Origin of the sequence: Actinoplanes sandaracinus (genome assembly GCF_030009775.1) — a bacterium.
GTDB classification, from domain to species: domain Bacteria; phylum Actinomycetota; class Actinomycetes; order Mycobacteriales; family Micromonosporaceae; genus Actinoplanes; species Actinoplanes sandaracinus.
Genome location: NZ_JASCTH010000018.1, coordinates 70,179 through 95,388 on the forward strand (window position 1 = coordinate 70,179; position 25,210 = coordinate 95,388).

Sequence of the window (25,210 nt, forward strand, 5' to 3'; positions counted from 1 at the left end):
ATGAGACGATCGGGGGATGCTTCGAGGAATCAGCAAGGCCCGGATCGGGGTCCGCGACCAGGAGCGGGCTAAGCGGTTCTGGGTGGAGACGATGGGGTGCGACGTCGTCCAGGACGAGACCTACGGCGACGAGCGCTGGCTGGAGGTGCGGCTCCCCGACGGTGTGGTGCTGATCCTGGAGCGCGCCGCCGGTCCCGCGCCGGCGGCGTCGCCGGGGCAGCCGAACACGCCGGTCTTCCTCTCCTGTGACGACGTGGACGCCACGTGGCGCGAGCTCGCCGGTCGCGGTGTGGCGTTCGCGCAGGAGCCGGTGGACATGCCGTTCGGGCGTTGGGCGCTGCTGGAGGACACCGAGGGCAACCGGTTCCCGCTGCTCGCCGGCCAGGCGGCGCCGTAACCCCGCTCGCCGGTCAGGCGATACCGTGACCCTGCTCGCCGATCAGGCAGGGCCGTAAGCGGCGAGCCACACGCGCACGCCCTCGTCGGCCGCTGGACGGCCCGAGATCTCGGCCGGGGCCACGCTGGCGTATGACAGCCTGCTCAGCGACCACACCGGGCTCCCCACGCCATCCGCCGGAGCCTGCCGGGAGAGTGGCACGGCGTCCCGGCGAGCTGTTCACCGTCCGGCCGGCTCACGACACGGCGACCTCGACGATCCGGGACTGATCGCCCAGGCCGTTGCCGGCCAGGGTGAGGATGCGCACCGCCTTCGTGACCCGCGGGGTGAACGTGCTGTTCACCCTGGCGGCAGTGTTGCCGCGGACGGCGGCGACGGTCTGCCAGGCGCCGTCCGCCCAGACCTGGACGTCCCAGTCGCGCAGGCCGCCCTGGGCAGCCGGGAGCGTCACGACGTCGACCCGGCTCGCGGTGATGCCGACATCCCAGTCGAGCTGATGCCAGTCGGGCCACCGCCGGTTGGTGCTGTCCGCCCAGAGGCTGACCGGGTCGCCGTCGGCCGCGCCGCAGATCGGGGTGACGGCCCGGAACGACGACGCGGTCACCCGGGCGGCGCGGCTGGTCAACGGCGCGGACGTGGCCGGGGCGGTGACCGTGACCGGGACGTCCACCCGCTGCCCCCCGCTGCTGACCCGGACCAGGCGGGTGCCGGCGGGGGTGCCGGTGGCGGCGCTGACCCGCACCGGCACGGCGCGGGTGTAGCCCGGGGACAGCCACGTCGAGACCAGCGTGCGCTGCAGGTGCAGGGCCGGCGGGGCGGACAGGTGCGCGTCGGCGTACACCGGCTGGCCGGAGGTGTTGCTCAGGCGTACCGAGAGATTTCGGGCGTTGCACTGGCCGGTCGTGATCGGAAGGTTTTTGGGGTCCACCGCCAGGTGGACCGGGTCCGGCGCGGGAGAGGCCGGCGGCAGCGCGCAGAGCAGGGCCGCGATCGTCTTCATACGGGAACCAGTCCGGGGCGGGCGCGCTCGGAGATGAACGAGGCGCGCGTGATGATCGGCGAGCCGGGCCGCGTCACGTGCGACAGCACGCGGAAGTCGGCGCGCAGCGTGTCGCGGGTGAGTTCGCAGCGCACGTAGCCGCGCTGCCCGTTGGTGAACCGCAGGTGCGGGCTGTGCCGGCGCTGCTCCTCCAGTTTGGGGATGACGTCGGCGCCGTCGCCGCTGCTGGTGATCGAGGTGCCGACCAGTTCGACGGCGACCGGCGCCGTGTCCGGGCGGGAGAAGTCGGCGCGCAGGTCGGCGGCGTAGTTGAAATGGATGTCGCCGGTCAGCACGACCGTGCCGGGGATGCGGGCGGCCGACTCCAGGATCGCCGTCCGGTCGGCGGGATAACCGTCCCACTTGTCCATGTCGAGGCGGCCGGCCTCGCCGCCGTACCGGCACTCGGCCATCATCACCTGCTGGGCCAGCAGGTTCCAGCGGGCGCCGGAGTGCTTCATGCCGTGGAGCAGCCATTCCCGCTGGACCGGGCCGAGCAGCGTACGCCCGGGCTCGTCGCGTTGCGCGCACCCGGCGCGCACACCGTCGCCGCAGGCCTGGTCCGCCCGGTACTGGCGGGTGTCCAGGACGTACGCGTCGGCGAGGTCCCCGAACCGCAGCCGCCGGTGCAGCGCCATGTCGGGGCCGGCGGGCTGCCGTGGCCGGCGCAGCGGCTGGTTCTCCCAGTAGGCGCGGTACGCGTTGGCCCGGTGCGCCTCGAAGTCGGCGGGCGGCGCGTCGAACCGGGGCACCCCGGCCGCGTAGTTGTCCTGCACCTCGTGATCGTCCCAGGTCAGCGCCCATGGGAAAGCGGCGTGCGCGGCCTGCAGATCGGGATCGGTGCGGTAGAGCGCGTACCGCATCCGGTAGAGATCGAGGGTGTCGGTGAGCAGCTCGAACGTGTCTGGCAGGCGCAGCGAGGCGTCGTGGCGGTCGCCGCCCACCGCGTCGACGGCGCCCTCGTAGATGTAGTCGCCCAGGAAGAACAGCACGTCCAGATCCTCGGCCGCGAGGTGCCGGTGGGCGGTGTACCAGCCGTCGGTGAAGGACTGGCAGGACGCGATCGCGAACCGCAGCTTCGAGGGCTGCGCCGCCTTGCCCGGCGCCGTGCGGGTGCGGCCCACCGGGCTGACATGACGGCCGGCGCGGAAACGGTAGAAGTAGTCGCGGCCCGGCCGGAGGCCCCGCACGTCGACGTGGACGGAGTGCCCGTAGGCGGCGGCCGCGGTCGCGGTGCCGTCGCGGACCACGCGGCCGAACCTCTCGTCCTCGGCGACCTGCCATTTCACCGGGAAATCAGCGCTCGGCAGGCCCGCGGCCGGCTCGAACGGCCGCGGGGCCAGGCGGGTCCAGATGACGACGCCCTCCGGCAGCGGGTCGCCGGAGGCGACCCCGAGCGTGAAGGGATCGGCCCGGGGTCCGGGTGCGGCCTTCGCGGGTACGGGTGTGAGCGCCGCCGTCAGCGCGGCACCGCCCATGGTGAGCAACCCGCGGCGGTTCACCATCCGAACCCCTCTCCCCCGAACATCGGGTATTCGGGAGAAAAGGTACCGTCCGTCGCGGCCCGAACGCCCGGGAACGCGCGAGGCGGACCGGGAACGGCCCTCAGGCGATGGTGCCCGCCCGCTGTTTCGCCTTGGCGATCAGCTCACGGACCAGCGACTCGTCGCCTCCCATGTTCTCCCAGCCCAGGTCGGTGACCACCACGACCGCGTCGTTCACCGTGGCCACCGCCGCGAAGTGGCTGACCGTCGACGGCTCCTCGTCGGCATAGCTGATCCGCTGGTCGATGCGCACCAGAGCCGAGGCGTCATCGGACTCCAGCACCGTCCACTTGCGCTGCCCCTCGCCGAGCCCGCCCGGGCACCGGTCCAGGGCCGCGTCGATGTCACGCAACTGCGCGGCGGCGCCGCCGGGCGTGTGCAGGCCGACGAACTCGATCACGACCGTCGGCGTGCTCCCCTCGGGTCCCGGAACGACGTATCGCATGGCAACCGCGTCGGTCCGGGACTCGTCGCTGGGATAGCGGCCGTCGCCACACGGCCGCAGCGGCCGCACGTGGGCGGACTCGCCCTGATCCAGCGGTTCTCCCCGCACGCCGCGCACGTCGTCCGGTTGCAGCAGCGCGCCGCCCGGGATGCCCTTCTCCTTGGCCGCCGAGGTCTGCGGCACGGGGCCGCTCCGCGCCGCGGCGGTCGCCGGCGACCCGGAGGCGGGGCCGGGCCCGGAGCCGGAACTGCAGGCGGTGAGCGCGACAGACAGCAGCCCGGCGCCGACGACGAGACGAGTCGAATGGGTTCGCATCCTTGTGCACTGCCCTCCCGGACGCCCCGCCACACCCGGCGGACATGGGCGGGTCAGCGGCGGAGGCGCTGCTGGAGGAGCTGGACCAGGTGGACGCCGGAGACGCCGGCCAGGTCGTCGGCCTGGGTGCGGCAGGAGAATCCGTCGGCCAGGAAGACGTCGCCCTCCTCGGCAGCCGACAGGGCCGGCAGCAACTGCTGCTCGGCGACCTGCACCGACACCTCGTAGTGGCCTCGCTCGACGCCGAAGTTCCCGGCCAGCCCGCAGCAGCCGCCGAGCCGCTTGACGGTCGCGCCGGCCTGCTTGAGCAGCTTGGCGTCGGCCTCCCAGCCCATCACCGCGTGGTGGTGGCAGTGCGGCTGGGCGACCACCCGTACCCCGTCGAGGGAGGGTGGGGTGTAGCCGGGAGTGGCGGCGAGGAGCTCGGCCACCGTCATCGTCGCCTTGGCGACCGCCCGCGCCGCCTCGTTGTCGACGAGCTCGACGGCGTCCTGACGGAGCACGCCGGTGCAGGACGGCTCCAGGCCGACGATCGGGACGCCCTTCTTCGCGGCCTCGTGCAGCTCGGCGACAGTGGCGCCGAGGATGCGGCGGGCGGCGTCGAGCTGCCCGGTGGAGATCCAGGTGAGGCCGCAGCAGGCCTTGCGGCTGGCGATCCGCGGCGCGTAACCGGCGTCGACCAGCACGTCCACGGCGGCCCTGGCGACCTCCGGGGAGAAGTGGTCGGTGAAGCTGTCCACGAACAGGACCACCGGCTTGCCCGTCGGGACCGGCGTGAAGGAGGAGCGGAACGTCTTCGCGGCGAACGCGGGGATGGACCGCCGCTTGTCCACGCCCGCGAGCCAGAGCGCGACACTCCGGATGCCGGGCAGTCTCATCGCGAGGTTGGCGAGCGCGGGCATCCGGGACGCCAGGCGGGACCAGCGTGGCAGCCAGCCGAGCGAGTAGTGCGACCGCGGCCGTACCCGGCCCTTGTAGGCCTGGTGCGTGACCTCCGCCTTGTAGGCCGCCATGTCGATCCCGGTCGGACAGTCCGAGGCGCAACCCTTGCAGGACAGACAGAGATCAAGCGCATCGCGTACGGCCGGGGCGCGCCAGTCCGGCGCCAGGTCCCCGTCGAGCATCTCCTGGAGGACGCGGGCCCGTCCCCGGGTGGAGTCCTTCTCGTCCTGGGTGGCCAGGAAGGACGGGCACATCACCCCGCCGAGCACCCGGGTGTCGACACGGCACTTGCCGACGCCGGTGCACCGGTGCACGGCCTGGTTGAAGTCGCCGCCGTCGTGGTGGTAGGCCAGCGCGAGCTGGGTGCGGACCGGCCGCGCCTGGGAGACGCGGATGTTCGCGTCGACCGGGTCGGGGTCGACCAGGTTGCCGGGGTTGAGCAGGTTCCGGGGGTCGAAGACACCCTTGATCTGCCGGAACAGGTTCATCGCCTCGGGCGAGTACATGCGGCTGAGCAGTTCGGAGCGGGCCCGGCCGTCACCGTGTTCGCCGGAGAGCGACCCGCCGTAGCTGACCACCAGGTCGGCGGCGTCCTCCAGGAAGGCACGGAACAGCTTGGGGCCGTCCGGCTTGTCCAGCGGGAAGTCCAGCCGGACGTGCACGCAGCCGTCGCCGAGGTGGCCGTAGGGCATCACGGACAGCCCGTGCCGTGCGGTCAGGGCGTCGAAGTCGCGCAGGTAGGCGCCGATCCGGGCGGGCGGGACGGCGGCGTCCTCCCAGCCGGCGTGCGCGGGCAGACCGCTCGGGGCGCGGCCGGCCAGCCCGGCGCCGTCCTCGCGGATCTTCCACAGCGGGGCGGCCTCGGCGGTGTCCTCGACGATGCGATGGTCGACGGCGTCGGCGGCTTTCACCAGACGCGCGGTCCGGTCGCGGACGTCGTCCAGGTCGTCGCCGGCGATCTCGACCATCAGCCACGCCTTGCCACCGGGCAGAGGCGGGACGGCGTCCGGGCCGCGACGGGCGCGGACGACATCGCAGATGCGGTGGTCGAGGCCCTCGCAGGCGGTCGGCGTGAACTCCAGGATCGCCGGGATGACGTCGCCGGCGGCGCCGAAGTCCGGGTAGCCGAGGACGACCAGGGTCCGGTGGGCCGGGTCGGCGACCAGCCGTACCGTCGCCTCGGTGACGATCGCGAGGGTGCCCTCGCTGCCGACCAGGAACTCGGAGAGGTTGAAGCCGTTCTCCGGCAGGAGGTGCTCGACGGCGTAGCCGGAGACCTGGCGGCCGAAGGTCGCGAACTCGGTGCGCCCGGTCGCCAGATTGGCGCCGATCAGCTCCCGCAGGGAAGAGACGATCTTGTCGGCGCCCGAGAGCGGGTTGGTGACCAGCTCGTCGCCGTCGATCGTGAACGCGCGCAGGCCGATCGTGTTGTCCGAGGTCCGGCCGTAACCGAGGGTCCGCGAGCCGCACGAGTTGTTGCCGATCATGCCGCCGATCGTGCAGCGGGTGTGCGTCGACGGGTCGGGGCCGAACCGCAGCCCGTGCGGCTTGGCGGCGGCCTGCAGCACCGCCTGGACGGTGCCGGCCTGCACCCGCGCCGTCCGGGATGGACCGTCGACTTCGAGAACCTGGTTCATGTGCCGGCTGAAGTCGAGGATCAGGCCCGGGCCGATGGCGTTGCCGGCGACCGAGGTGCCGGCGCCGCGGGCGGTGATCGGCACGCCGAGGTCACGGCTCACGGCCAGCGTCGCCAGCACGTCGTCGGAGTGCCGGGGCCGGACGATGGCCCGCGGGACCACCCGGTAGAGCGAGGCGTCGCTGGCGTACGCGGACCGGTGTGCCGCGTCGGTGAGGATGTCGGTGACTCCGGCCCGGCGCAGGCGGGCGGTGAGGTCGGCGCTGGTCACGCGGTCTCCCAGGCTGTATTCGTGCTGGTCCGCCTTGGGCAGCGTGCGGCGGTGAACCTGCTTTGGACGTCGCCGGACATGGTAGTCGCCGTCCGTTCACCCGCCGGCGGAGTGCTGGCCGCGCTGTGAGATCGGCAATCCGCGGACGGAATGTTGGCTCCACGCCAATAGGGCGATACATTCCGTGCTCGTACGATCCACGAAAGATCACACTGATACGGCACAAGGAGACGTGTGTGGGCCGGTTGGAGCCTCCCGCCGACGAGCGTGGGTTGCGCATCGGCGGCTACGTGGACCGGGCCAGACACCGTGCCCCCGAGCCGGATCCCGCGCCCCGCCCGCCGGGCGTGAGCCTGCCGAACATCTCCGACTACTGGCCGGACGCCCCACACCAGCGCCGCACCCGGTGGGAGGGTTTCCAGCCGGTGCCGCCCGGCGGCCGGGCCCCGCGGATGGGCGACGACGACCGGCCCGGCTCGGCGGACCGCCGCTGGCTGCAGCGGCCGGTCGTCCTCACCGGCGTGGTGGCCCTGACGGTGGTCTTCGGCACTGTGCTGCTGGCCCGGCCGCTGGCGGACTCGGAGATCCGCCAGCAACGGGCGGCGCTGCCGCCCTCGGCCATCCCGCTGGAGCCGCAGTTCGCCGTCCCGCCCCAGCCGCCGCCGCTGCTGCTCTCCCCCACCCCGTCGCTGTCACCCAGCGCGCCCGCGGTCCGGGCGGCACGGCTCGACTTCGTCACCGGGGTCACCGAGCTCACCGTGCGCACCGCCGACCTCGGCGGCCAGGAATTCCTGGTCACCGCCCCGGATGGGACGCCCGTCGAGGCCGGCGCCACGTTCGTCGACGGAGTGCTGCGCATCGACGTCACGAAGTCGGGCGGCACCGTCGAGGTCTCGCTCAACGACCGGATCACCTGGCACCTGCGGCTGGCCGCCGGCGTCAAGCTCGCCACCTTCGACACGACCACCGGCACGGTCAGCCGGATCGACCTGGACGGCGGCGCCGAACGCATCGACGTGATCCTGGGCCGGCTCGCCGGGGTCGTCCCGATCCGGATGACCGGAGGAGTCGGCACCTGGGTCATCCGGACCGACGGGCGGGTCCCGGCGCGCGTCACCGTCGGCGACGGCGCCGGGAACATCGCCGTCTACGACGACAGGCGCGGGGGTACGGGCGGCGGCGCCGTGATCGAGTCGGGAACCCTCGGCGCGGGCCCGGGCCTGGACGTCGACGCCGCCGCCGGCATGGGCTCTCTGGAGATCACCCGCCGTTGACCATCCGCCCGGCCGGCGGGCGTCTTCGCCGGCCGCGACGACATCGCCCTGGACGGCTGCCGCGCCGCGGGTCCCCGACTCCCCCACGCCACCGCGCGAAGCCGGGTGATCAGCTTGAGTAGACTCCCGGGCGCGACGGCCGGAAGGCGGAGGGGACGAGATCTGCATGAGTACGCCGCTGCGCCCGGGAGACCCGGCCACACTCGGCCGGTACGAACTGGCCGGCCGGCTCGGCGAGGGCGGCATGGGCACGGTCTTCCTGGGCCGCGGCCCGGACGGCCGCCCGGTGGCGATCAAGATGGTGCGGCCCGAGCTGGCGTACGAGTCGGAGTTCCGCGCCCGGTTCCGCAGCGAGGTGAACCGGGCCAAACAGGTGCCGCCGTTCTCCACCGCCGAGGTCCTCGACGCCGACCCCGACCATGAGCCGCCCTACCTCGTGGTCGAGTTCGTCGACGGGCCCAGCCTGGCCGCCGAGGTCCGCGAGAAGGGCCCGCTGACCGGCGCGGCCCTGCACAGCGTGGCCGTCGGCACCGCCACCGCGCTGACCGCCATCCACAGCGCCGGAGTGATCCACCGCGACCTGAAACCCGGCAACGTGCTGTTCGCCCGGGGCGGCATCAAGGTCATCGACTTCGGCATCGCGCAGGCCTTCGACGCGACCAGCCAGCACACCCGCACCGACCAGATGGTCGGCACGGTGGCCTACATGGCCCCGGAACGCTTCGACCCCAAGGACGGCCGGCCGGTCACCGCGGCCGCTGACATCTTCGCCTGGGGCGCGGTCGTCGCCTACGCCGCGACCGGCCGGACCCCGTTCGCCGCCGACTCCGCGCCGGCCACCGCGATGCGCATCCTCACCCAGCCGCCCGACCTGACCGGGTTGCCGCAGTCGCTGCTCGGGCCGGTCGAACGGGCACTGGCCAAGGAACCGCAGGACCGGCCGACCGCCCGCGAGCTGCTCGATCTGCTGCTCGCCGGCAGCGTGCCCGGGCCCGTCTCGCCGGCCCCGCAGTCGTCACCGGCCCCGCAGTCGTCACCGGCAGAGCACGCCGTGCCGATTCCCCCGGAGGCGGACACCATGATGATGGTCGCCGCCACCGCAGCGCCGGAGAAGCCGCGCCGCCACCGGACCCGCGCCGCCGTCGCCGCGGGGGCGGCCGTGCTGCTGGTGGCGGCCGGTGTCGGCGCCGTGCTGCGTTACATGGGCGTGGCGGGCGGCTTCGACGCGGCCGGCGACGCCCCCTCCACCCCGGCATCCGCATCCGCGACGGCGAAGCCGGGGCCCGCGAAATCGGTGACTCCCGAGGAGAAGCTCAAGAAGATCATGACCGGCAAGCATCGGACCCTGATCCACGTCGTCGAGATCGACCGGGACTTCGCGCTGGAAGGCAGGTACAGCGAGCTGGAAGCCAAGGACGGCACCGGCGCGAAGTCGGAGTTCGCGCTCGTCCCGGCGGGCGTGGATCACCTGATCAGGGCACTGTACGACCCGAACGGCCCGGAGGTCTGCCTCGGTATTCGCCTCATACCCAACGAGGCGGCGAAGATCGTGCCGACCACGTGCGACACCTCCGAGGGCACGCTGTTCGAACTGTTCCCCACCAAACGCAAGGACGACCAGGGTCGCCCGACCTACTACATCACCAGCGACAGGCACGGCTCCCTGCAGTGGAGAGCGGACCCTGGCGAGTTCTACGTCGATCACACCGGCGACGCTGAGCCGGCCACCACGTTCAGCTTCGTCGACCGCGGCCCCATGCCGTCGCCGTCGCCCGGCCGCTGACCCCGCCGGCCGGGGGTCAGGCCTGGTGGACCGTGGTCAACTCGGCCAGGCCGGAGACCTCCAGCAGGGGCGCGAGCAACGGGCCCGTCCGCAACTCGATCTGATCGGCCTGGGCGAACAGGGCCGCGAGGCCCGCGCTGTCGAGGTAGTGGACCTCGGTGAGATCGACGATCAGGCGGGAACCGGTGGCGCCGGTGACCGCCGAGGTCAAGGCCTCGGCGAAGGCCTCGGCGTTACTCATGTCGATCTCACCGGCGGCGGTGAGGACGATGACGCCGTCCGGTCCCGGAGCCGCCGTGAGGGTGAGCGCGGTGGTCATCAGGAAAGCCTCGCCTGCATGTCGACGACGGTGCCGGTGGATCCGGAGGTGACGGTGACAGTGTGCATGAAGGCACGCATCAGTTTCAGGCCCCGGCCACGATAGGGGTTCGCGGCCGGGTCCGGGGCCTTCCATCGGCCGGTGTCCACGATCGTCAGGCGCAGGTCACCGGCGGTCGCGGCGGCGCGGAGCCGGATCCGGCCATCCGGGTGCTCGCGGTGACCGTGCTCGATGGCGTTGGCGCAGGCCTCGCCCGCGGCGACCAGGACGTTCTGGACCGTGCGCGGGTCCAGGCCGCAGCGGTCGAGCCAGCCGCGCAGAGCGGAGCGGACCGGCGCGAGGCGGCGGGACTCGGCGGGGAACTCCAGCTCCAGCGGACCGGGATGGCGGTAGAGCAGCAGGGCGACGTCGTCGTCGTAGCCGCTCGCCGGGGTGAGCATGTCCATGATCTCGGTGGCCAGGTCCTCGATCGGGGTGCCGAGACCGTGCCGCACGGCCGCGCTGGCCTGGCCGATGCCGGCGGTCAGTGGCTGCCGGCGGCGCTCCACCAGCCCGTCGGTGTAGAGCAGCAGGGTGGACCGGGCCGGCACGGTGTACTCGGCGTCGGGCCGGTCGTTGCCGGGGCGCACCGCGACCGGACGGGACCGGCCCTGGTCGAGCAGGTGCGTGGTGCCGTCGGGATGCCCGACGATGGCCGGCGGGTGACCGGCGCTGGAATACACCAGGTGACCGGTGCCGGGATCGAGGACGCCACAGAACACGGTGGCGCAGCCGGCGCCGGGCAGCAGCGCGGCGAAACGGTCCAGGGCCATCAGCGCCCGGGAAGGGCTGGAGTCCTGCAGCAGCAGTGCCCGGCAGGCGCTGCGGAGCTGACCCATCACGGTCGCCGCCCGCAGGCCGTGGCCGACGCAGTCACCGACCACGATGCCGATCCGGCCGTCGCCCAGCTCGATCGTGTCGTACCAGTCGCCGCCGACCTTCAGCGGGCGGGTCGCCGGCTCGTAACGGACCGCGAACCCGTTCGGCAGCCGGGCCGGGCCGAGGATGGCGCGTTGCAGGGCCAGCGCGGTCTCCCGCTGCTGGTCGATCTGGTCGATCCGGCGCAGGCCCTGGCTGAGATGGCCGGCGAGCAGAGCCAGCAGCGTCTCGTCCGGAGCGGTGAACGGCCGCTCCGCGCGGGGCTCGATCCACAGGGTCATGGCGCCGTGCGGATGCTCCAGGGCGATCCCGGTGCCGGCCGACGGCTCGGAGACCGGGGTGAGCACCGGCCGGTCGCGCAGCGCGGTGATCGAACGGCGACGCTCCTCGGGCAGGCTCTCCCAGGTCACGTCCGGGTCGGTGGCGGTCACCGCGGGCACGGCGGCGTCGCCGAAGACGGCCGCGAGGACGTACGTCGCCCGCCAGATCTCGCGCACCTCGCCCAGCACCGCGGCAAGCGCGCCGGCCAGGTTCTCGGCCCGCGACAGGTGCATGCCGAGCGCGGCCAGGGCGCTGTCGCGCTGCACCGCGTGATGCTCGGCGGTGACGTCACGGAACGTGCCGACGATGACGCGTTTGCCGCTGTCCGGGTCACGGACCTGGTTGAACGCGGCCGCCGCCCACAGCCTGCGGCCGTCGGCGTGCACGACCGGGATCGTGTACGTCCCGTGCGGCTGCCCGAGCAGCATCGAGAAGGCGCCGGCCACCTCACCGTGCGCCTCGGCGTCGGTCTCGGCGTCCGGCCACCACGGATGCACCGGCAGGTACGGCAGGCCTTCCGGGCCGTACCCCAGGATGTCGGTGAAAGCGCTGTTGATCTCGATGACCGCGCCGCTCTCGTCGCAGACGAAGAACGCCTCCTGCAACGAGTCGATCAACGCGGCCCGCCAGCGGGCGTGCTGGTTGCGCAGCCGGGCCAGCTCCACGTTCGCACGCACCCGGGCCAGCAGCTCCGCGGCGGAGAACGGCTTGAACAGATAGTCGTCGGCGCCCGCGTCGAGGCCCTCGATGGACGCCTCCTGCCCGGCCCGGGCCGACAGCAGGACGACCGGGGTGCCGGCCGTCCGCGGGTCGCCGCGCAGCGCCGCCACCAGCCGCAGCCCGTCCAGGCGGGGCATCATCACGTCGCTGACCACGATGTCCGGCACGTCGGCGCGGGCCGCGTCGAGGGCGGCCTGCCCGTCGACGACCGCGGTCACCCGGTGCCCGGCCGACCGCAGCAGCCGGCTCAGATAGTCACGCATGTCGGCGTTGTCGTCGGCGACCAGCACCGCGGCGCCGGCGCCCGCCGCGCGGCGCAACTCGGCCACCGTCTCCCGCGCCGGCAGGCCGTCGCCCGGCAGCCACCGCAGCGCCTCCTGCAGGAACGGGTCCGCACCGGACGTCACCGTGACCGCGTCGCCCGGCGGCGCCGGGACGTACGCCGGCAGGTGCGCGTGCCCGAACGGCAGCCGGATGGTGAAGGTGGTGCCCCTGCCGACGGTGCTGTCCGCGGTGATCGTGCCGCCGTGCAGGCCGACCAGCTCCCGCACCAGCGCCAGGCCGATGCCGCTGCCCTCGTTGGACCGGGACCGGGCGTTCTCGATCCGGTGGAACCGCTCGAACAGCCGCGGCATCTCCTGCGCCGCGACGCCGATGCCGGTGTCGGCGACCGTCACCACGGCCGCGCCGGCCTCGGCGCGCACGGCCACCCTGATGCCGCCGTCGAAGGTGAACTTGAGAGCGTTGCTGAGCAGGTTGAGGACGACCTTCTCCCACATGCCCCGGTCCAGGTGGACCCGCTCCGGCAGAGGCGGGCAGTCCACCGCGAAACCGAGCCCGGCCCGCTCGATCGCGGAGCGGAACACGCTGGCCAGCTCGGCGGTGGTGGCCGCCAGGTCGACCGGCTCGTAACGGGCCTGCATGCGGCCGGCCTCGATGCGGGAGAAGTCGAGCAGCGTGTTGACCAGTTTGCCCAGGCGCAGCCCGTTGCGGTGGACGACCTCCAGTTCCTCGCGGACCTCGTCGTCCGCTCCGGCGAGCTGGACACGCAGGTCCTCCACCGGACCCATGATCAAAGTCAGCGGGGTACGGAACTCGTGGCTGATGTTCGAGAAGAAGGCGGTCTTCGCGCGGTCCAGCTCGGCCAGTTCCTCGGCACGCCGCTGCTGGGCCTGATAGCTGCGGGCGCTGGCGACGCCGGCCGCCAGGTGACCGGCGATCAGCTCGACGAACCCGCGGTAGGCGTCGTCCACCGGGCGGTACCGGTTCAGGCCGGCCACCAGGAAGCCGTACGGCGCGCCGCCCTGCCGCAGCAACGGCACCAGCAGCGCCTGCGTGGGCGGATCGGGCCAGTCCCCGCCGGGCAGGGCGGCGAACGACGGGCCGTCGAGGTCCATCAGGACCGGCTCCCCGCCGGCCAGCCGTGCCGTGGGCCACGTGCCGGCGGCGGCTGCCGGGTGGCCGGCGTCGATGCCGGTGGAGGCCGCCAGCCGTACGCCGCCGTCCTCACCGTCGCGGGGAAACAGGTAGGTGAGGGTGAACGGGAGGTCCCGCAGGTTGTGGCTCAGCTGGTGGCTCGCGAAAGCGAGCATCTCCTGCTGGGTCCGCACCACGCTGGGGTCGGACCCGAGGTCGCGCAGCGTCGCCATCCGCCGCTCGCCGATCACCCGGTCGGTGTCCTCGCTGACCACGCAGAGCATCCCGACGAGGGCGCCGTCATCGTCGCGCAGCGGGCTGTAGGAGAACGTGTGGTACGACTCCTCCGGGTAGCCGGACCGCTCCACGAACAGCAGCAACGCCTCGTCCCAGGTGGCCTCGCCGGTGCGCAGCACGGTGTCGATGCGGGGACCGATGTCGTCCCAGATCTCCGCCCACACCTCGCTCGCCGGCCGGCCCAGCGCCCACGGGTACTTACGGCCCAGCGTGTTGCGGCGGTAGGCGGCGTTGCAGAAGAAGGTGAGGCGCGGCCCCCAGGCCATCCACATCGAGAAACGCGAGGACAGCAGGATGCTCACCGCGGTCCGGAGGCTCTGCGGCCAGGAGCCGGGTGGCCCGAGCGGGGTCGTCTCCCAGTCGACCGCGGCGAGGTCGGCTCCGACCTCGGGATCGGCGGAGAAGTGCGCGGGAGACGGCCGGCGATCACTACCCTTCATCGCGTCCGCTTGTCCCCCTGCAGCAGGCCGTCGAAACCCTCCTGACGTTAACCGTCCGGTCGACCGGCCCGGGAGCGGGGTCAGCCGTCCGGGGGCCGCCTTACGCGGGGCGCGAAAGTGTCGGTGGCGGCTGCTACCTTCTCGGCACTGTTCCGCAAGGCGTCACTACGGCCGAGGGAGTCCACCGTGGCAATCCACGAATATCTGACGACGTTCGCGGGCCTGCCCGTCGTGGCGTTCGACGAGGAACAGCAGACGGTCGACCCGGCCGGCGCGGCCTGGCGCATCGACATGGAGTTCGAGGCCGCCGCGGGCGACCTCGAGGCCGCCCTGGAGCGGCTGCTGGAGCAGACCGCACCGGCCGGCCCGGCCGCGCTGGTCATCGGCGAGTGGGGCTCGGCCTATGAGGACGGGTTCCCGTTCGACCTGCTGGTCCGCAACGCCCCGCGCCTGACGGGGCTGCGCGCGCTGTTCATCGGCGACCTGACCGGCGAGCAGTGCGAGATCTCGTGGATCAAGCAGGGCGACATCACGCCGGTCCTCGAGGCGTTCCCCGCCCTGGAGCGGCTGTGTGTGCGCGGCTCCGACGGCCTGGAGCTCACACCGGTGCGGCACGAGAGCCTGCGCGAGCTGGTCCTGCAGTCCGGCGGCCTGCCGGCCACCGTGGTCCGGGCGGTCGCCGCCTGCGACCTGCCCCGGCTGACCCACCTGGAGCTGTGGCTCGGCGTCGATGAGTATGGCGGCGACGCCCGCGCCGACGACCTCGCGCCGATCCTGGCCGGCCGGTCGCTGCCCGCGCTGACCCACCTCGGCCTGCGCAACGCCGAGATCGCCGAGGAGGTCGCCGCGGCCGTCGCCGCCGCGCCGGTCGTCGCCCGGCTCACCGCCCTCGACCTGTCGCTGGGCGTGCTCAGTGACACCGGGGCGGAGGCCCTGCTGGCCGGGCAGCCGCTCACCCACCTCGAGTCGCTGAACCTCAGCCACCACTTCATGTCCCCCGAGATGGCGCAGCGGGTCGTCGACGAGCTGCCCGGGGTCGCTGTCGACGTCTCCGACCGGCAGCAGGAAGAGGACTGGGGCCGCTACACCGCGGTGTCCGAATAGATGCGTCTCGCCGTCGTCGGAAACCCTTCCAACCGCCGGGTCTCCCTGTTCGCCTCCGCCGTTCTCCACGCCGGGCTGCCCGCCCCCTCCGTCTTTCCGTGGCGTGATGTTCTGGTCTCCGGCCGGGTTCCCGGGCCAGGTGCGCTCGTGCGGATCGACTCGGCCGGGGAGGACGCCGAGGTGGACCTTCTCCTGCGTGAGCTGGGCGGAGGCCGGCCCGGCAGGCCGGCCGAGCACGGCGAGATCCTCGCGACGGCGGCGGCCTTCGCCGGCCTGCGGACGGCTCTGGGCCGCATCCGCGCCGGTGGCGGGGTGTTGCTGAGCCAGCCGGCGGACATCCTGACGATGACCGACAAGCCACGCTGTCACGCGCTGCTGGCCGAGGCGGGGATTCCGGTGCCGCCGGCCCTGCCGGTTTCGGTCGACGGTTACTCGTCGCTGCGCGCGGCGATGGACGACGCGCGGTGGGGCCGGGTGTTCGTCAAACCCGCGCACGGTTCGTCGGCGTCCGGGGTGCTGGCGCTCGCCGCGGCCGGGCGGCGCGTCACCGCGGTCACCTCGGCCGAACTCAGCGACGGCCGGGTCTTCAACAACCTCCGCGTCCGGCGGTACGACGACGAGGCCACGATCCGGGCGATCGTCGACCGGCTGGCTCCCGACGGGCTGCACGTCGAGCGGTGGTTCCCGAAAGCCGCCCTCGACGGCCGGGTCCTCGACCTGCGGGTGGTCGTGATCGCCGGGCGGCCCCGGCACGTGGTGGTGCGGACCAGCCGGTCGCCGATGACCAACCTGCATCTCGGCAACGCCCGCGGCGACGTGGCGGCGGTCCGGGCCGCGGCCGGCGAGCGGGCCTGGGCGGCCGGCATCCAGACGTGCGCGCGGGTGGCCGCGTGTTTCCCGCGCACCCTGCACGTCGGGGTAGACCTGATGTTCGGCGCCGGCTGGCGCGACCACGCGGTGGCCGAGGTGAACGCGTTCGGTGACCTGCTGCCCGGCGTGCTCGCGGACGGCCTCGACACCTACGGAGCGCAGGTGGCCGCGCTGGTGGACGGTTGGGCCGGTGCCGCATGCGCGACCTGATCGGCAGCCACGACCTGCTGTTCGTCACCCTCGACACGCTGCGTTACGACGTGGCGGTGGAGTGCCTGGCCGCCGGGCGCACCCCCCACCTCGCGAAGGTGCTGCCCGGCGGCGTGTGGGAGCGGCGGCACACCCCCGCCACCTTCACCTACGCCGCGCATCACGCGTTCTTCGCCGGGTTCCTGCCGACCCCGGTGACACCCGGCCCGCACGAGCGGAAGTTCGCGGCCCGGTTCGGGGGCAGCGAGACCAGCGGGCCCGGCACCTACGTCTTCGACGCCCCCGACCTGCCGACCGGGCTGGCCGCCGCCGGTTATCACACGGTCTGCCTGGGCGGGGTCGGGTTCTTCAACCCCGCGACGCCGCTCGGACGGGTGCTGCCCGGCCTGTTCGCCGAGGCGCACTGGGAGACGGCTTTCGGGGTGACCGCACCGGACTGTCTCGGCGCCCAGATCGACCGTCTCGCGGCGATCATCGGCGGGCTGCCGGCGTCACGGCCGCTGTTCACGTTCGTCAACGTCGCCGCCCTGCACCAGCCGAACCGCCACTACATCCCCGGCGCCGAGACGGACGACCGGGCGACGCACGCCGCCGCCCTCGAATACGTCGACGGCCGCCTCGACGCCTTGTTCACGCTGGTCAGCGGCCGAGGCCGGCCCTGTCAGGTGATCATCTGCTCCGACCACGGCACCCTCTACGGCGAGGACGGCCACACCGGCCACCGGGTCGCCCACGAGGCTGTGTGGACGGTTCCCTACGCCGATCTCATTCTGGATGCCCGGTGAACCTCGACGACTCGCCCTACCAGGGCTATCTGTACGCGTACCCGCACAAGACCGCCTACCGCCGCCTCGACCCCCGGCCGGCGCTGGAGTCGGTGTGGGCGGACGAGCCGCAGGACTCCCTCTTCGGATACGTGCATCTGCCGTTCTGTGAGATGCGGTGCGGCTTCTGCAACCTGTTCACCCGCTCCAACCCGCCCGCCGAGCAGGTCACCGCCTATCTCGCCCAGCTCCGCCGCCAGGCGGCCGCCGTCCGTGACAGCCTCTCCCCCGCAGCCGCGTTCTCCCGCCTGGCGATCGGCGGCGGCACCCCCACCTATCTGACCGCCGCCGAGCTCGAGGAGCTGTTCGGCATCCTCGACAGCGCGTTCGGCTCCGGCCGGGTGCCACTGTCCGTGGAGACGTCACCGGCCACCGCCACACCGGAGAGGCTCGCCGTCCTGGCCGCGCACGGCACCACCCGGATCAGCATGGGGGTGCAGAGCTTCCTCGACGCCGAGGCCAGAGCCGCCGGCCGGCCACAGCGCCTCACCGAGGTGCACACGGCGCTGCAGTCGATCCGGGACGCCCGCCTCCCGGTGCTCAACATCGACCTGATCTACGGCATCGACGGCCAGACCGCGCGGACCTGGCAGCACTCCCTCGACGAGGCGCTGCGCTGGCGGCCGGAGGAGCTGTACCTCTACCCGCTGTACGTTCGCCCGCTGACCGGGCTGGGCCGGCGCGCCCACGCCCGCGCCGACTGGGACTCCCAACGGCTGGCGCTCTACCGGCAGGCGGTGGAGGTGCTCACCGCCGCCGGATACGTCCGCCACTCGATGCGGCAGTTCCGGCGGGCCGACGCCCCCGTCCCGGACGGCCCCGACTACTGCTGCCAGGACGACGGCATGGTGGGCCTGGGGTGCGGCGCCCGGTCCTACACCACCGGCCTGCACTACTCGTTCGACTACGCCGTCGCCGTCCCCGGGGTCAGGGCCGTCATCGACGACTACCTGTCCCGGCCCGCCGGGGACTTCCGGTTCGCCGAGTTCGGATTCCCCCTCGACGGGCTCGAACAGCGCCGCCGCTGGCTGCTCAAGTCCCTGCTGCGGGCCGACGGCGTGGACGCCGCCGCCTACCGGGACCGTTTCGGCAGCGGCCACACCGACGACTTCCCGCAGCTCGCCGAGCTGGTCGACCGTGGCTGGCTGGACGCGCGCCGGACCATGCTCACCCCGGCCGGCCTGGAGCAGTCCGACGCCGTCGGACCGTGGCTGGTCTCCGGCCGGGTCCGCGAGGCGATGGGGGCGTACGTCGCCCGATGACACCCACCGACGATCTGTACGTGCTCTATCGAGGGCCGCTCGCGAGCTGCAACTACGACTGCCCGTACTGCCCGTTCGCGAAGCGGGTCGACCCGCCGGAGCTGCTGCGCGCCGACCGGGCCGACCTCGAACGGTTCGCCGGCTGGGTGGAGGCCACCACCGACCGCCGGCTGTCGGTGCTGTTCACCCCGTGGGGCGAAGGGCTGACCCGCTCCTGGTACAGGGACACGATCGTCCGCCTGTCTCACCTGCCGCACGTGGCGCGGGTCGCGATCCAGACCAACCTGGCCGCCCGCACCGGCTGGCTCGCCGAGGCGAACCCGCGGGTCGCGGCGTTGTGGGCGACCTACCATCCGGGTCAGGTGCGGCGCGAGACGTTCCTCGACCGCTGCCGTGACCTTCTCGCGCGGGGCGTCCGCTTCTCGGTGGGAGTCGTCGGGCTGCCCGAGCACCACGACGAGGCCGTGGCGTTGCGGGCCGCCCTTCCGCCCGCGGTCTACCTGTGGGTCAACGCCGCCGACGGCCACGTCTACACCGGGGAGGAGGAGCGCCGCTGGACCGCCCTGGACCCGCGGTTCGGCGACAGCGTCCGCCCGCACGCGTCGCTCGGCCTGCCGTGTCACGCCGGGGAGACCGCCATCTCGGTCCTCGGGGACGGCACGGTGCGCCGCTGCCATTTCATCCCGGCCCCGATCGGCAACCTCTACGACGGGACCTGGCGGGCGGCTCTGCGTCCGCGGGCCTGCACCAACTCCCTCTGCGACTGCCATATCGGCTATGTGCATCTGAAGTCGCTGCGCCTCCGCGACGTCTACGCCGACGGTCTCCTCGAACGCATTCCCGTCGCGTGGCCCCTCCCTTCATCCGCACTTCCACTCCCGATCGTGGCGGCGCGCTGTCCGGGTGCGCATCCCCCACCACCGGCCCGGAGCCGGCCGGCATGACCGCGGGCTCCGGCGGAGAAGGGACCATCGGATGATCAAGGTGCCGGAAGAGTTCGCGCGGTGGCGCACCCGGGTCGACGGGGAAGCCGGCCGGGAATGGTTGCGGTCGCTTCCCGCGCTGGTGGAGCGGCTGGCCGCGCGATGGGACCTCACCGTCGACGACGCCGAACCGCTGCACGGTGGACTCGGGCTGGTGGTGCTGGCCCGTCGCGAGGGGCAACGACTGGCGCTGAAGCTGAGCCGCCCGGGCGGGCCCGTCACGGACGAGGTCGCGGCATTGCGGGCGTGGGACGGCCGCGGGGCGGTGCACCTGCTGGACGCCGAGCCGGAGGCGGGCGCGCTGCTGCTGGAACGGCTCGACCACACCCGGTCGCTACGCGTGCTGCCCCTGTGGGAGGCCGCGGAGATCGCCGGTGCTCTGATCCGTACGCTCGCCGTAGCCCCTCCCGCGGGGCTGCGCACCCTGACCGAGATCGCCGCCGGGACAGCGGACCACCTGACCCGGCGCCAGCAGGCTCTCGGCGACCCGGTTCCGGCACGGTGGATGCGAATGGCCCTGCGGTACGCGAGTGAGCTCCCGTCAGCCGGCGACCAGGCGCTGGTGCACGCCGACCTGCACTACGGCAACGTGCTGGCCGGGACACGGCAGCCGTGGCTCGCCACCGATCCTCGCGCTGTCCAGGGCGTTGCCGAGTATTCGGTGCCTGAACTGATGTGGACCCGTGCCGACGAGATGCACACGCACGCCGACGTGCGCCGCCTGCTCGACCTCATCGTCGCGGCCGCGGAACTGGATGCCGGACTCGCGTACGGCTGGGTCGTCACCCGCTGCGTCGATTACTGGCTGTGGGGCCTCGAACGCGGACTCACCGTCGACCCGGCCCGTTGCGAGGCAATCCTCGGCGCCCTGATCCCCGGATCACGGTGGGCGCGCTGACCGCGCTGGTGTGGTGATCTCCCACCCGATCGGTCATCGGTGCGGACGCGATCGTCCTGATCCGCGGTTGGGAAGGGTGTTGATGTCCGTCGTCACCGACTGATCATCGACACCCTTCACCTTTGACGCCGACCGCCCACCGGGCATCGCAGTCGACGCGTGTACAGCCGTTGTGCACCTCGAGTGGCTGAGCAGTTACGGGAATACTCGTCTCAGCTCGGGATGACCGGCCGGCCGTACGGGTCGAGCGGGTAGGTGGCTCCGCCGCCCGCCGGGTAGACGCGGTGGCAGCCGCGTAGCCCCGGGTACCGGGCGTACCCGGGAGGACAGGGCGCGAGCCTCGGCCGGGCCGGTTGCATGTACGGGGAGACGGGCCGCGGCGGATAGGCGGGCCGGGCCGCCGGGTAGTAGGGCTCCACCTGGTTGGGGTAGTAGCCCGGGTAGACCGGTCGTGGCTGGACGGGCTGCGTCTGCTGATAGACCGGCGGGGCGGGCTGAGCGGGCGGGGCGGGCTGAGCGGGCGGGGCGGGCTGAGCGGGCGGGGCCGGCCTGCCGAGGGTGCCCGACTGCGGCGGAGCCGGTTGTCCGAGGGTGCCCGGTTGCCGCTGGACGGGCGCCGGCTCGGCTGGAGGCGCGGGCGGGTTGTTCTCGGTCTCCAACTTTTGGCCCAGATAGTCGAGAGGCGCGTTGCCGACGTTGGTGGCCAGCTCGTTCCCCTCCTTCAATACCTTGACACCTTTCGATGTAGTGTCCACGGCTTGCTTGCAGGCTTGGCCCAGAAGGCCGCCACCGCAGGGGCCAGCGGGTGTCGCGGCAGCCGGCCCCGCTCCGATCGCCGCGCCCGCGAGGAGGCCGATTCCGGCCGCCAACGCCCGGGTCAACGTGTTCATGGTGGTCCGCCTTTCGGGGTGGGTAGTTCCTCCGGATGGCAGTCCACCACCTGTTTTCGGGCGTCGTTTCACATTCGGTGAGGGGTCGGCCGTTCAGCCATGCTGGGATCGGCTGAACGGGTTGCCACCAGGGGGCCAGGCCGTGGGCCCGCGACCGGGCCCGACACACTCAAGCGGCTCATCTCCGGAGCGGGGCCGTCGGCCACGACGAAGCGGATCCCCTTCGAGACGCCGCGGTCGGCGAGGCGATGCGCGACGGCGACGGCCGGCTGACGCCCCCTACCACCCGCCGGCGAGATCGGACGGGTATCGAGGTTACCGGGCCATACCCGTCGCCGGGCGTGCCTCTCCGCCCGCAACGGGGAACACCCACGGAGAACGCGGGTCAGGTCTGGACCAGCGGCCGGTATTCGTCGCCGGTGAGGCCGAAGGTCCAGGCCACGCCCTCGCGGGCGGTACGGGTCCGTGGTGGGACGCGCAGCCAGTAGACGCGGCTGGTGCCGTCGGGCTCCGGCGTGGAGTTGACCACCTCGACCATGACCAGAGGCTCGTCGCCGGGAAGGTCGAGCCACCACAGGGTGCCTGTCTCGTCGGAGCCCATGTCGCGGGCGCCGGCCTCGCGCAGATAGCGCTCGTAGCCGAAGTGCTCCAGCATCACGCGACGGATCTCGGCGTTCTCCTCCCGGCGGATGCGGTCCACCGTCAGAGCCGGCAACTCGGCGGCCAGCGAGACCGGGATGGGCATGCCGCGCCAGGCCCACAGGCCGTAGCCGTCGGGGAACTCCATGGCCGCGCCCTCACCGCGGTGCAGACGGCCGACGTTGTCACGGGCCAGCGACACCGGACGGTCGGTCAGCACGGCGGCCCGCTCGTTCGCCCACCACCAGCCGGCGTGCCGGGCCACCTCGGCGAGGCCGGTCAGGCCGGCTGTCAGCCCGGCGCCCGGGCAGAGACGGTCGGCGGCCTCGAAGGTGGACAGCCAGGTGCCGTCATGCTGGCCGTAGATGGCGTCGAGCACCGGCACGCGCACCGCGCGGCCGTCGTCGCCCGGGAAGTCGGTGGCCAGGTCTTCGCCGAGCCGCAGGCGCAACCGGGCGGCGAGCTGGTCCATCACCAGCACCCACGAGCGGCGGCCGGCGGCGGCGGTGAGCTGGGCCCAGCCGTCGGCGCCGAGGATCTCCACGGCCGCCTTACGAGCGGCCGCCCACGGCTCGGTGCGCACCTGGCGGCGCAGCGACCGGCCGGCGGTCTCACCCGGGAGCCGGCCTTGGCCGCGCAGCTCGGCGTGCACCTCGACGAACCAGGCCGGGGCGTCCGGGCCGGGCGCGGCGGCTCCGGACAGCAGCGCCACGGCCGCCGCGCCGGCGCGGGGCGAGCCGAACCAGTAGATCCGCTCGGGCGCCGGGGCTCCGGCCAGCCGGTATGCCTCTCGCACCCCCGCCTCGGCGGCCGGGCGATCGGCGGCGCCGGTCTCGACCGCGGCGGCCAGCCACTGGTCCTCGACGGCCGCGGCCATCGCCTCCTGAGCGTGACTCAGCTTCATTTCCCACTCCCCCACAGTCCGCGTTCGGCTCACTCATGACCGGCTCGACAACGAGCCGCCGACATCCCACCCGCGCCCACACCACACACCGCCGGCGCGATGACGAACGGCCGTAACCCACTCCGCGACCCCGCTCGGTCGCCGTCACCTCGATGACGGACGGCGGAACTGTCAGTCCGCGACCGCGCGGAAGGCGCGGCATGGCTCGGCCGGCGCCGGCGCATTACGTCCGTCAGTCCGCGACCGCGCGGAAGGCGCCCGGGATGTACTCCCGCTGGCGGATCACCCGATAGTGACCGGACGGCAGCGAGATCGGCCCGTGCTCCTCGTGAGTCACCCGGCCGTGCCCTGGCACGTCGAGGAACATCCGCTCCGGATCGTCGAGGTCGGCGATCAGCCGCAACCCCGGCCCGCCGACGACGTGGGCGTGACCGGTCGCCTCGCCGCGCGCCAGCACCATCCGCCCGCGCCGGTCGCGGGGAACCGGCGCGCACGCCGGCACCTCGGCCTGCGCCACCGGAATGATCAGCACGTCGCCCTGCCGGTACATCGGACCTCCCGAAGAGTTCGACCCTGTCGCGCCCCGGACGCTACCGACGGGGTATGACACTTTCGGCCGACCCTCGCCCGACCTGGGCGAAAGCCGTCAGCCGGCGGCCCGGGAGAAAGCACGCCAGGCCAAAGCCGGGCGAAGCCGTCAGCCGGCGGCCCGGGAGAAAGCACGCCGGGCCAGAGCCGGGCGAAGCCGTCAGCCGGCGGCCCGGGGCGAGACCAGGCCGGACTCGTAGGCGATGACCACCAGTTGCGCGCGGTCCCGGGCGTGCAGCTTGGTCATCGCGCGGTTGATGTGGGTCTTGGCGGTCACCGGGCTGATCACCATGCGGGCGGCGATCTGATCGTTGGCCAGGCCCCGCGCGGCCAGGACGACCGCCTCCCGCTCCCGGTTCGTCAGCTGGCTCAGGACGGCGGCGGTGTCCGCGGGCGGCGGCTGGGTGACGTACCGGTCGATCAGTTTGCGGGTGATCGAAGGCGCGAGCAGCGCGTCTCCGCGCGCGGCGACCCGGACGGCGTGCAGGAAGTCCTCCGGCTCGATGTCCTTGACGAGGTAGCCGGCCGCTCCGGCGCGCAGCGCGTCGAAGACGTACTCGTCGAAGCCGTAGTTGGTCAGGATCACCACGTGCACCCCGGCCAGGGCCGGGTCCGCGGCGATACGGCGGGTCGCCTCGATGCCGTCGACCAGCGGCATCTGGACGTCGAGCAGCGCGAGGTCGGGTAGGTGCCGCCGGGCCAGGTCGACGGCCTCGCCGCCGTCGGCGGCCTCGGCCACCACCTCGATGTCGTCCTCGGCGTCGAGCAGGGCGCGGAACCCGCTGCGGATGAGCGGCTGGTCGTCGGCGAGCAGGACACGGATCACGGCACCCGCTCCACGGGCAGTTCCGCCTCGACGGTGAAGCCACCCTCGTCACGCGCCGACGCGCGCAGCCGCCCGCCGAGGGCCGTCACCCGTTCCCGCATGCCGAGCAGGCCGACGCCGGGCACCGGCTGCGACTCGGGAGTGGCCCGGCCGTCGTCGTCGACCCGCACGGCGACCGCGCCGGGGCGGTAGTCGATCCGGACCGACGCGGTCGCGGCCGCCGCGTGCCGGGCGACGTTGGTCAGTGACTCCTGCACGATCCGGTAGGCGGTGCGGTCCACGGTCGCGGGCACGCCGGCCCGGTCGCCCTCGATCGTGCACGTCGCGTCCAGCCCGGCCGCCCGGGCCCGCTGCACCAGATCGGGGATCTGCGCTATCCCGTACCCCGGTGTCTTGTCGTCGTCGCGCAGTGCCTCCAGCGTCGCCCGCAGCTCCCGGGCCGCTTCGCGGCCGGCGTCGCGGATCGCCAGGAGCACGTCCGGCACCGGTTCACCCTTCTTCCGAGCGAGGTGTACGGCCACCTCGGCCTGCACCTTGATCACCGAGATCTGGTGGGTCAGTGAGTCGTGCAGTTCCCGGGCGATGTGCAGGCGCTCCTCGTCGGCGCGGCGCAGGGCGCTCTCCTCCCGGGTGCGCTCGGCCTCGTCGGCCCGGCGCTCGGCCTGGCGCAACGCCTCGCCCGCCGCGCCCGCGGCGATCAGCCAGGCCAGTTCCAGGACGCTCCGGGACCGCTGGAACACGTCGTCGAAGCCGGCGAGCATCGCGGTGAGCGGCAGGGCCACCAGCATGGCGACGCTGGTCGCCACGGTCGCGGCGAGGCGCCCGGCACGGACCGCCGCGTAGACCGCGACCAGGTAGGCGACGGCGAACACCGGGAAGCCGGCGGCCTGGTAGCCGACCGCACAGACTCCGGTGACGATCAGGACGGCGACCGGAGCGATCCGGCGTACGGCCAGAGCCAGCCCACCGGCGGCCAGCAGCGCGTAGCCGAGCGCCTCGGGCCCCGCGCCGGAACGCTCCCCGGAAAGCCCGTTCACCAGCAGGATCGCCGCCACGCCGACGGCGATCGCCCCGTCCCGCAGATCGATCCGTCCACCACTCATGCGGGCACCCTAACGCCGACGGCGGCCGCGGC

20 protein-coding genes are annotated in these 25,210 nt (G+C 73.2%); 9 read left to right on the top strand and 11 right to left on the bottom strand.

The features are described 5' to 3' along the window. Positions 1-16: 16 nt before the first annotated feature. Positions 17-397: a VOC family protein gene (locus tag QLQ12_RS26295; protein WP_282763149.1), complete on the top strand. Its 381-nt coding sequence runs from the start codon at positions 17-19 to the stop codon at positions 395-397. 235 nt (positions 398-632) lie between these two features. Here QLQ12_RS26295 and QLQ12_RS26300 read toward each other — a convergent pair whose 3' ends face one another. The 4 genes from QLQ12_RS26300 to QLQ12_RS26315 form a co-directional block, all read right to left on the bottom strand. Further along, on the bottom strand, positions 633-1,397 hold the full coding sequence (locus tag QLQ12_RS26300) for a galactose-binding domain-containing protein (RefSeq protein ID WP_282763150.1): 765 nt from the start codon (positions 1,395-1,397) through the stop codon (positions 633-635). Next, a complete protein-coding gene (locus tag QLQ12_RS26305) occupies positions 1,394-2,941 on the bottom strand; it encodes an alkaline phosphatase D family protein (RefSeq protein WP_282763151.1) in 1,548 nt (515 codons plus the stop codon). The genes QLQ12_RS26300 and QLQ12_RS26305 overlap by 4 nt, the downstream gene beginning before the upstream one ends. A 100-nt stretch (positions 2,942-3,041) precedes the next feature. Next, positions 3,042-3,740: a hypothetical protein gene (locus QLQ12_RS26310; protein ID WP_282763152.1), complete on the bottom strand. Its 699-nt coding sequence runs from the start codon at positions 3,738-3,740 to the stop codon at positions 3,042-3,044. Between the two features lie 53 nt (positions 3,741-3,793). Next, entirely contained in the window at positions 3,794-6,589 is a 2,796-nt protein-coding gene (locus QLQ12_RS26315) for an FAD-binding and (Fe-S)-binding domain-containing protein (RefSeq protein WP_282763153.1), read from the bottom strand. A 236-nt stretch (positions 6,590-6,825) separates the two neighbouring features. Here QLQ12_RS26315 and QLQ12_RS26320 point away from each other — a divergent pair, with 236 nt between their 5' ends. Beyond that, positions 6,826-7,863 carry a hypothetical protein gene (locus tag QLQ12_RS26320; protein WP_282763154.1) on the top strand — a complete coding sequence of 346 codons (1,038 nt, stop codon included), beginning with the start codon at positions 6,826-6,828 and terminating at the stop codon, positions 7,861-7,863. 166 nt (positions 7,864-8,029) lie between these two features. Beyond that, complete coding sequence (locus tag QLQ12_RS26325) at positions 8,030-9,646, top strand: serine/threonine protein kinase (protein WP_282763155.1); 1,617 nt, start codon at positions 8,030-8,032, stop codon at positions 9,644-9,646. Positions 9,647-9,662: 16 nt separating this feature from the next. Here the strand turns inward: QLQ12_RS26325 and QLQ12_RS26330 are convergent, their stop codons facing one another. Next, positions 9,663-9,965, bottom strand: coding sequence for an STAS domain-containing protein (locus QLQ12_RS26330; RefSeq protein WP_282763157.1), 303 nt, complete (start codon positions 9,963-9,965; stop codon positions 9,663-9,665). Next, positions 9,965-14,077 carry a SpoIIE family protein phosphatase gene (locus tag QLQ12_RS26335; RefSeq protein ID WP_282763159.1) on the bottom strand — a complete coding sequence of 1,371 codons (4,113 nt, stop codon included), beginning with the start codon at positions 14,075-14,077 and terminating at the stop codon, positions 9,965-9,967. The genes QLQ12_RS26330 and QLQ12_RS26335 overlap by 1 nt, the downstream gene beginning before the upstream one ends. A 186-nt stretch (positions 14,078-14,263) precedes the next feature. Between QLQ12_RS26335 and QLQ12_RS26340 the strand changes: the two genes are divergently transcribed. From QLQ12_RS26340 to QLQ12_RS26365, 6 genes are read left to right on the top strand one after another with little or no spacing between them, the layout of a single operon-like run. After that, complete coding sequence (locus QLQ12_RS26340; protein WP_282763160.1) at positions 14,264-15,181, top strand: STM4015 family protein; 918 nt, start codon at positions 14,264-14,266, stop codon at positions 15,179-15,181. Continuing rightward, the gene (locus QLQ12_RS26345) at positions 15,182-16,261 is read left to right on the top strand and encodes an STM4014 family protein (RefSeq protein ID WP_282763161.1); all 1,080 of its coding nucleotides are present in this window, start codon (positions 15,182-15,184) and stop codon (positions 16,259-16,261) included. It begins immediately after the preceding gene. Then, positions 16,249-17,046, top strand: a complete 798-nt coding sequence (locus QLQ12_RS26350; protein WP_282763162.1) for an STM4013/SEN3800 family hydrolase — start codon at positions 16,249-16,251, stop codon at positions 17,044-17,046. The genes QLQ12_RS26345 and QLQ12_RS26350 overlap by 13 nt, the downstream gene beginning before the upstream one ends. Then, positions 17,043-18,347: an STM4012 family radical SAM protein gene (locus QLQ12_RS26355; protein ID WP_282763163.1), complete on the top strand. Its 1,305-nt coding sequence runs from the start codon at positions 17,043-17,045 to the stop codon at positions 18,345-18,347. Before QLQ12_RS26350 ends, QLQ12_RS26355 begins: the two co-directional genes overlap by 4 nt. After that, entirely contained in the window at positions 18,344-19,291 is a 948-nt protein-coding gene (locus tag QLQ12_RS26360) for an STM4011 family radical SAM protein (RefSeq protein ID WP_282763164.1), read from the top strand. Before QLQ12_RS26355 ends, QLQ12_RS26360 begins: the two co-directional genes overlap by 4 nt. A gap of 31 nt (positions 19,292-19,322) precedes the next feature. Then, on the top strand, positions 19,323-20,228 hold the full coding sequence (locus tag QLQ12_RS26365; RefSeq protein WP_282763165.1) for an aminoglycoside phosphotransferase family protein: 906 nt from the start codon (positions 19,323-19,325) through the stop codon (positions 20,226-20,228). A 212-nt stretch (positions 20,229-20,440) separates the two neighbouring features. Here QLQ12_RS26365 and QLQ12_RS26370 read toward each other — a convergent pair whose 3' ends face one another. The 5 genes from QLQ12_RS26370 to QLQ12_RS26390 form a co-directional block, all read right to left on the bottom strand. After that, on the bottom strand, positions 20,441-20,953 hold the full coding sequence (locus QLQ12_RS26370; protein WP_282763166.1) for a hypothetical protein: 513 nt from the start codon (positions 20,951-20,953) through the stop codon (positions 20,441-20,443). Positions 20,954-21,503: 550 nt separating this feature from the next. Then, positions 21,504-22,661 (bottom strand): DUF6745 domain-containing protein, encoded by a 1,158-nt coding sequence (locus QLQ12_RS26375; protein WP_282763167.1) that lies wholly within the window; start codon positions 22,659-22,661, stop codon positions 21,504-21,506. Positions 22,662-22,893: 232 nt separating this feature from the next. Next, a complete protein-coding gene (locus QLQ12_RS26380) occupies positions 22,894-23,211 on the bottom strand; it encodes a hypothetical protein (protein ID WP_282763168.1) in 318 nt (105 codons plus the stop codon). A 198-nt stretch (positions 23,212-23,409) separates the two neighbouring features. After that, entirely contained in the window at positions 23,410-24,075 is a 666-nt protein-coding gene (locus QLQ12_RS26385; RefSeq protein WP_282763169.1) for a response regulator, read from the bottom strand. After that, positions 24,072-25,178, bottom strand: coding sequence for a sensor histidine kinase (locus QLQ12_RS26390; protein ID WP_282763170.1), 1,107 nt, complete (start codon positions 25,176-25,178; stop codon positions 24,072-24,074). The genes QLQ12_RS26385 and QLQ12_RS26390 overlap by 4 nt, the downstream gene beginning before the upstream one ends. Between the last annotated feature and the right edge of the window lie 32 nt (positions 25,179-25,210).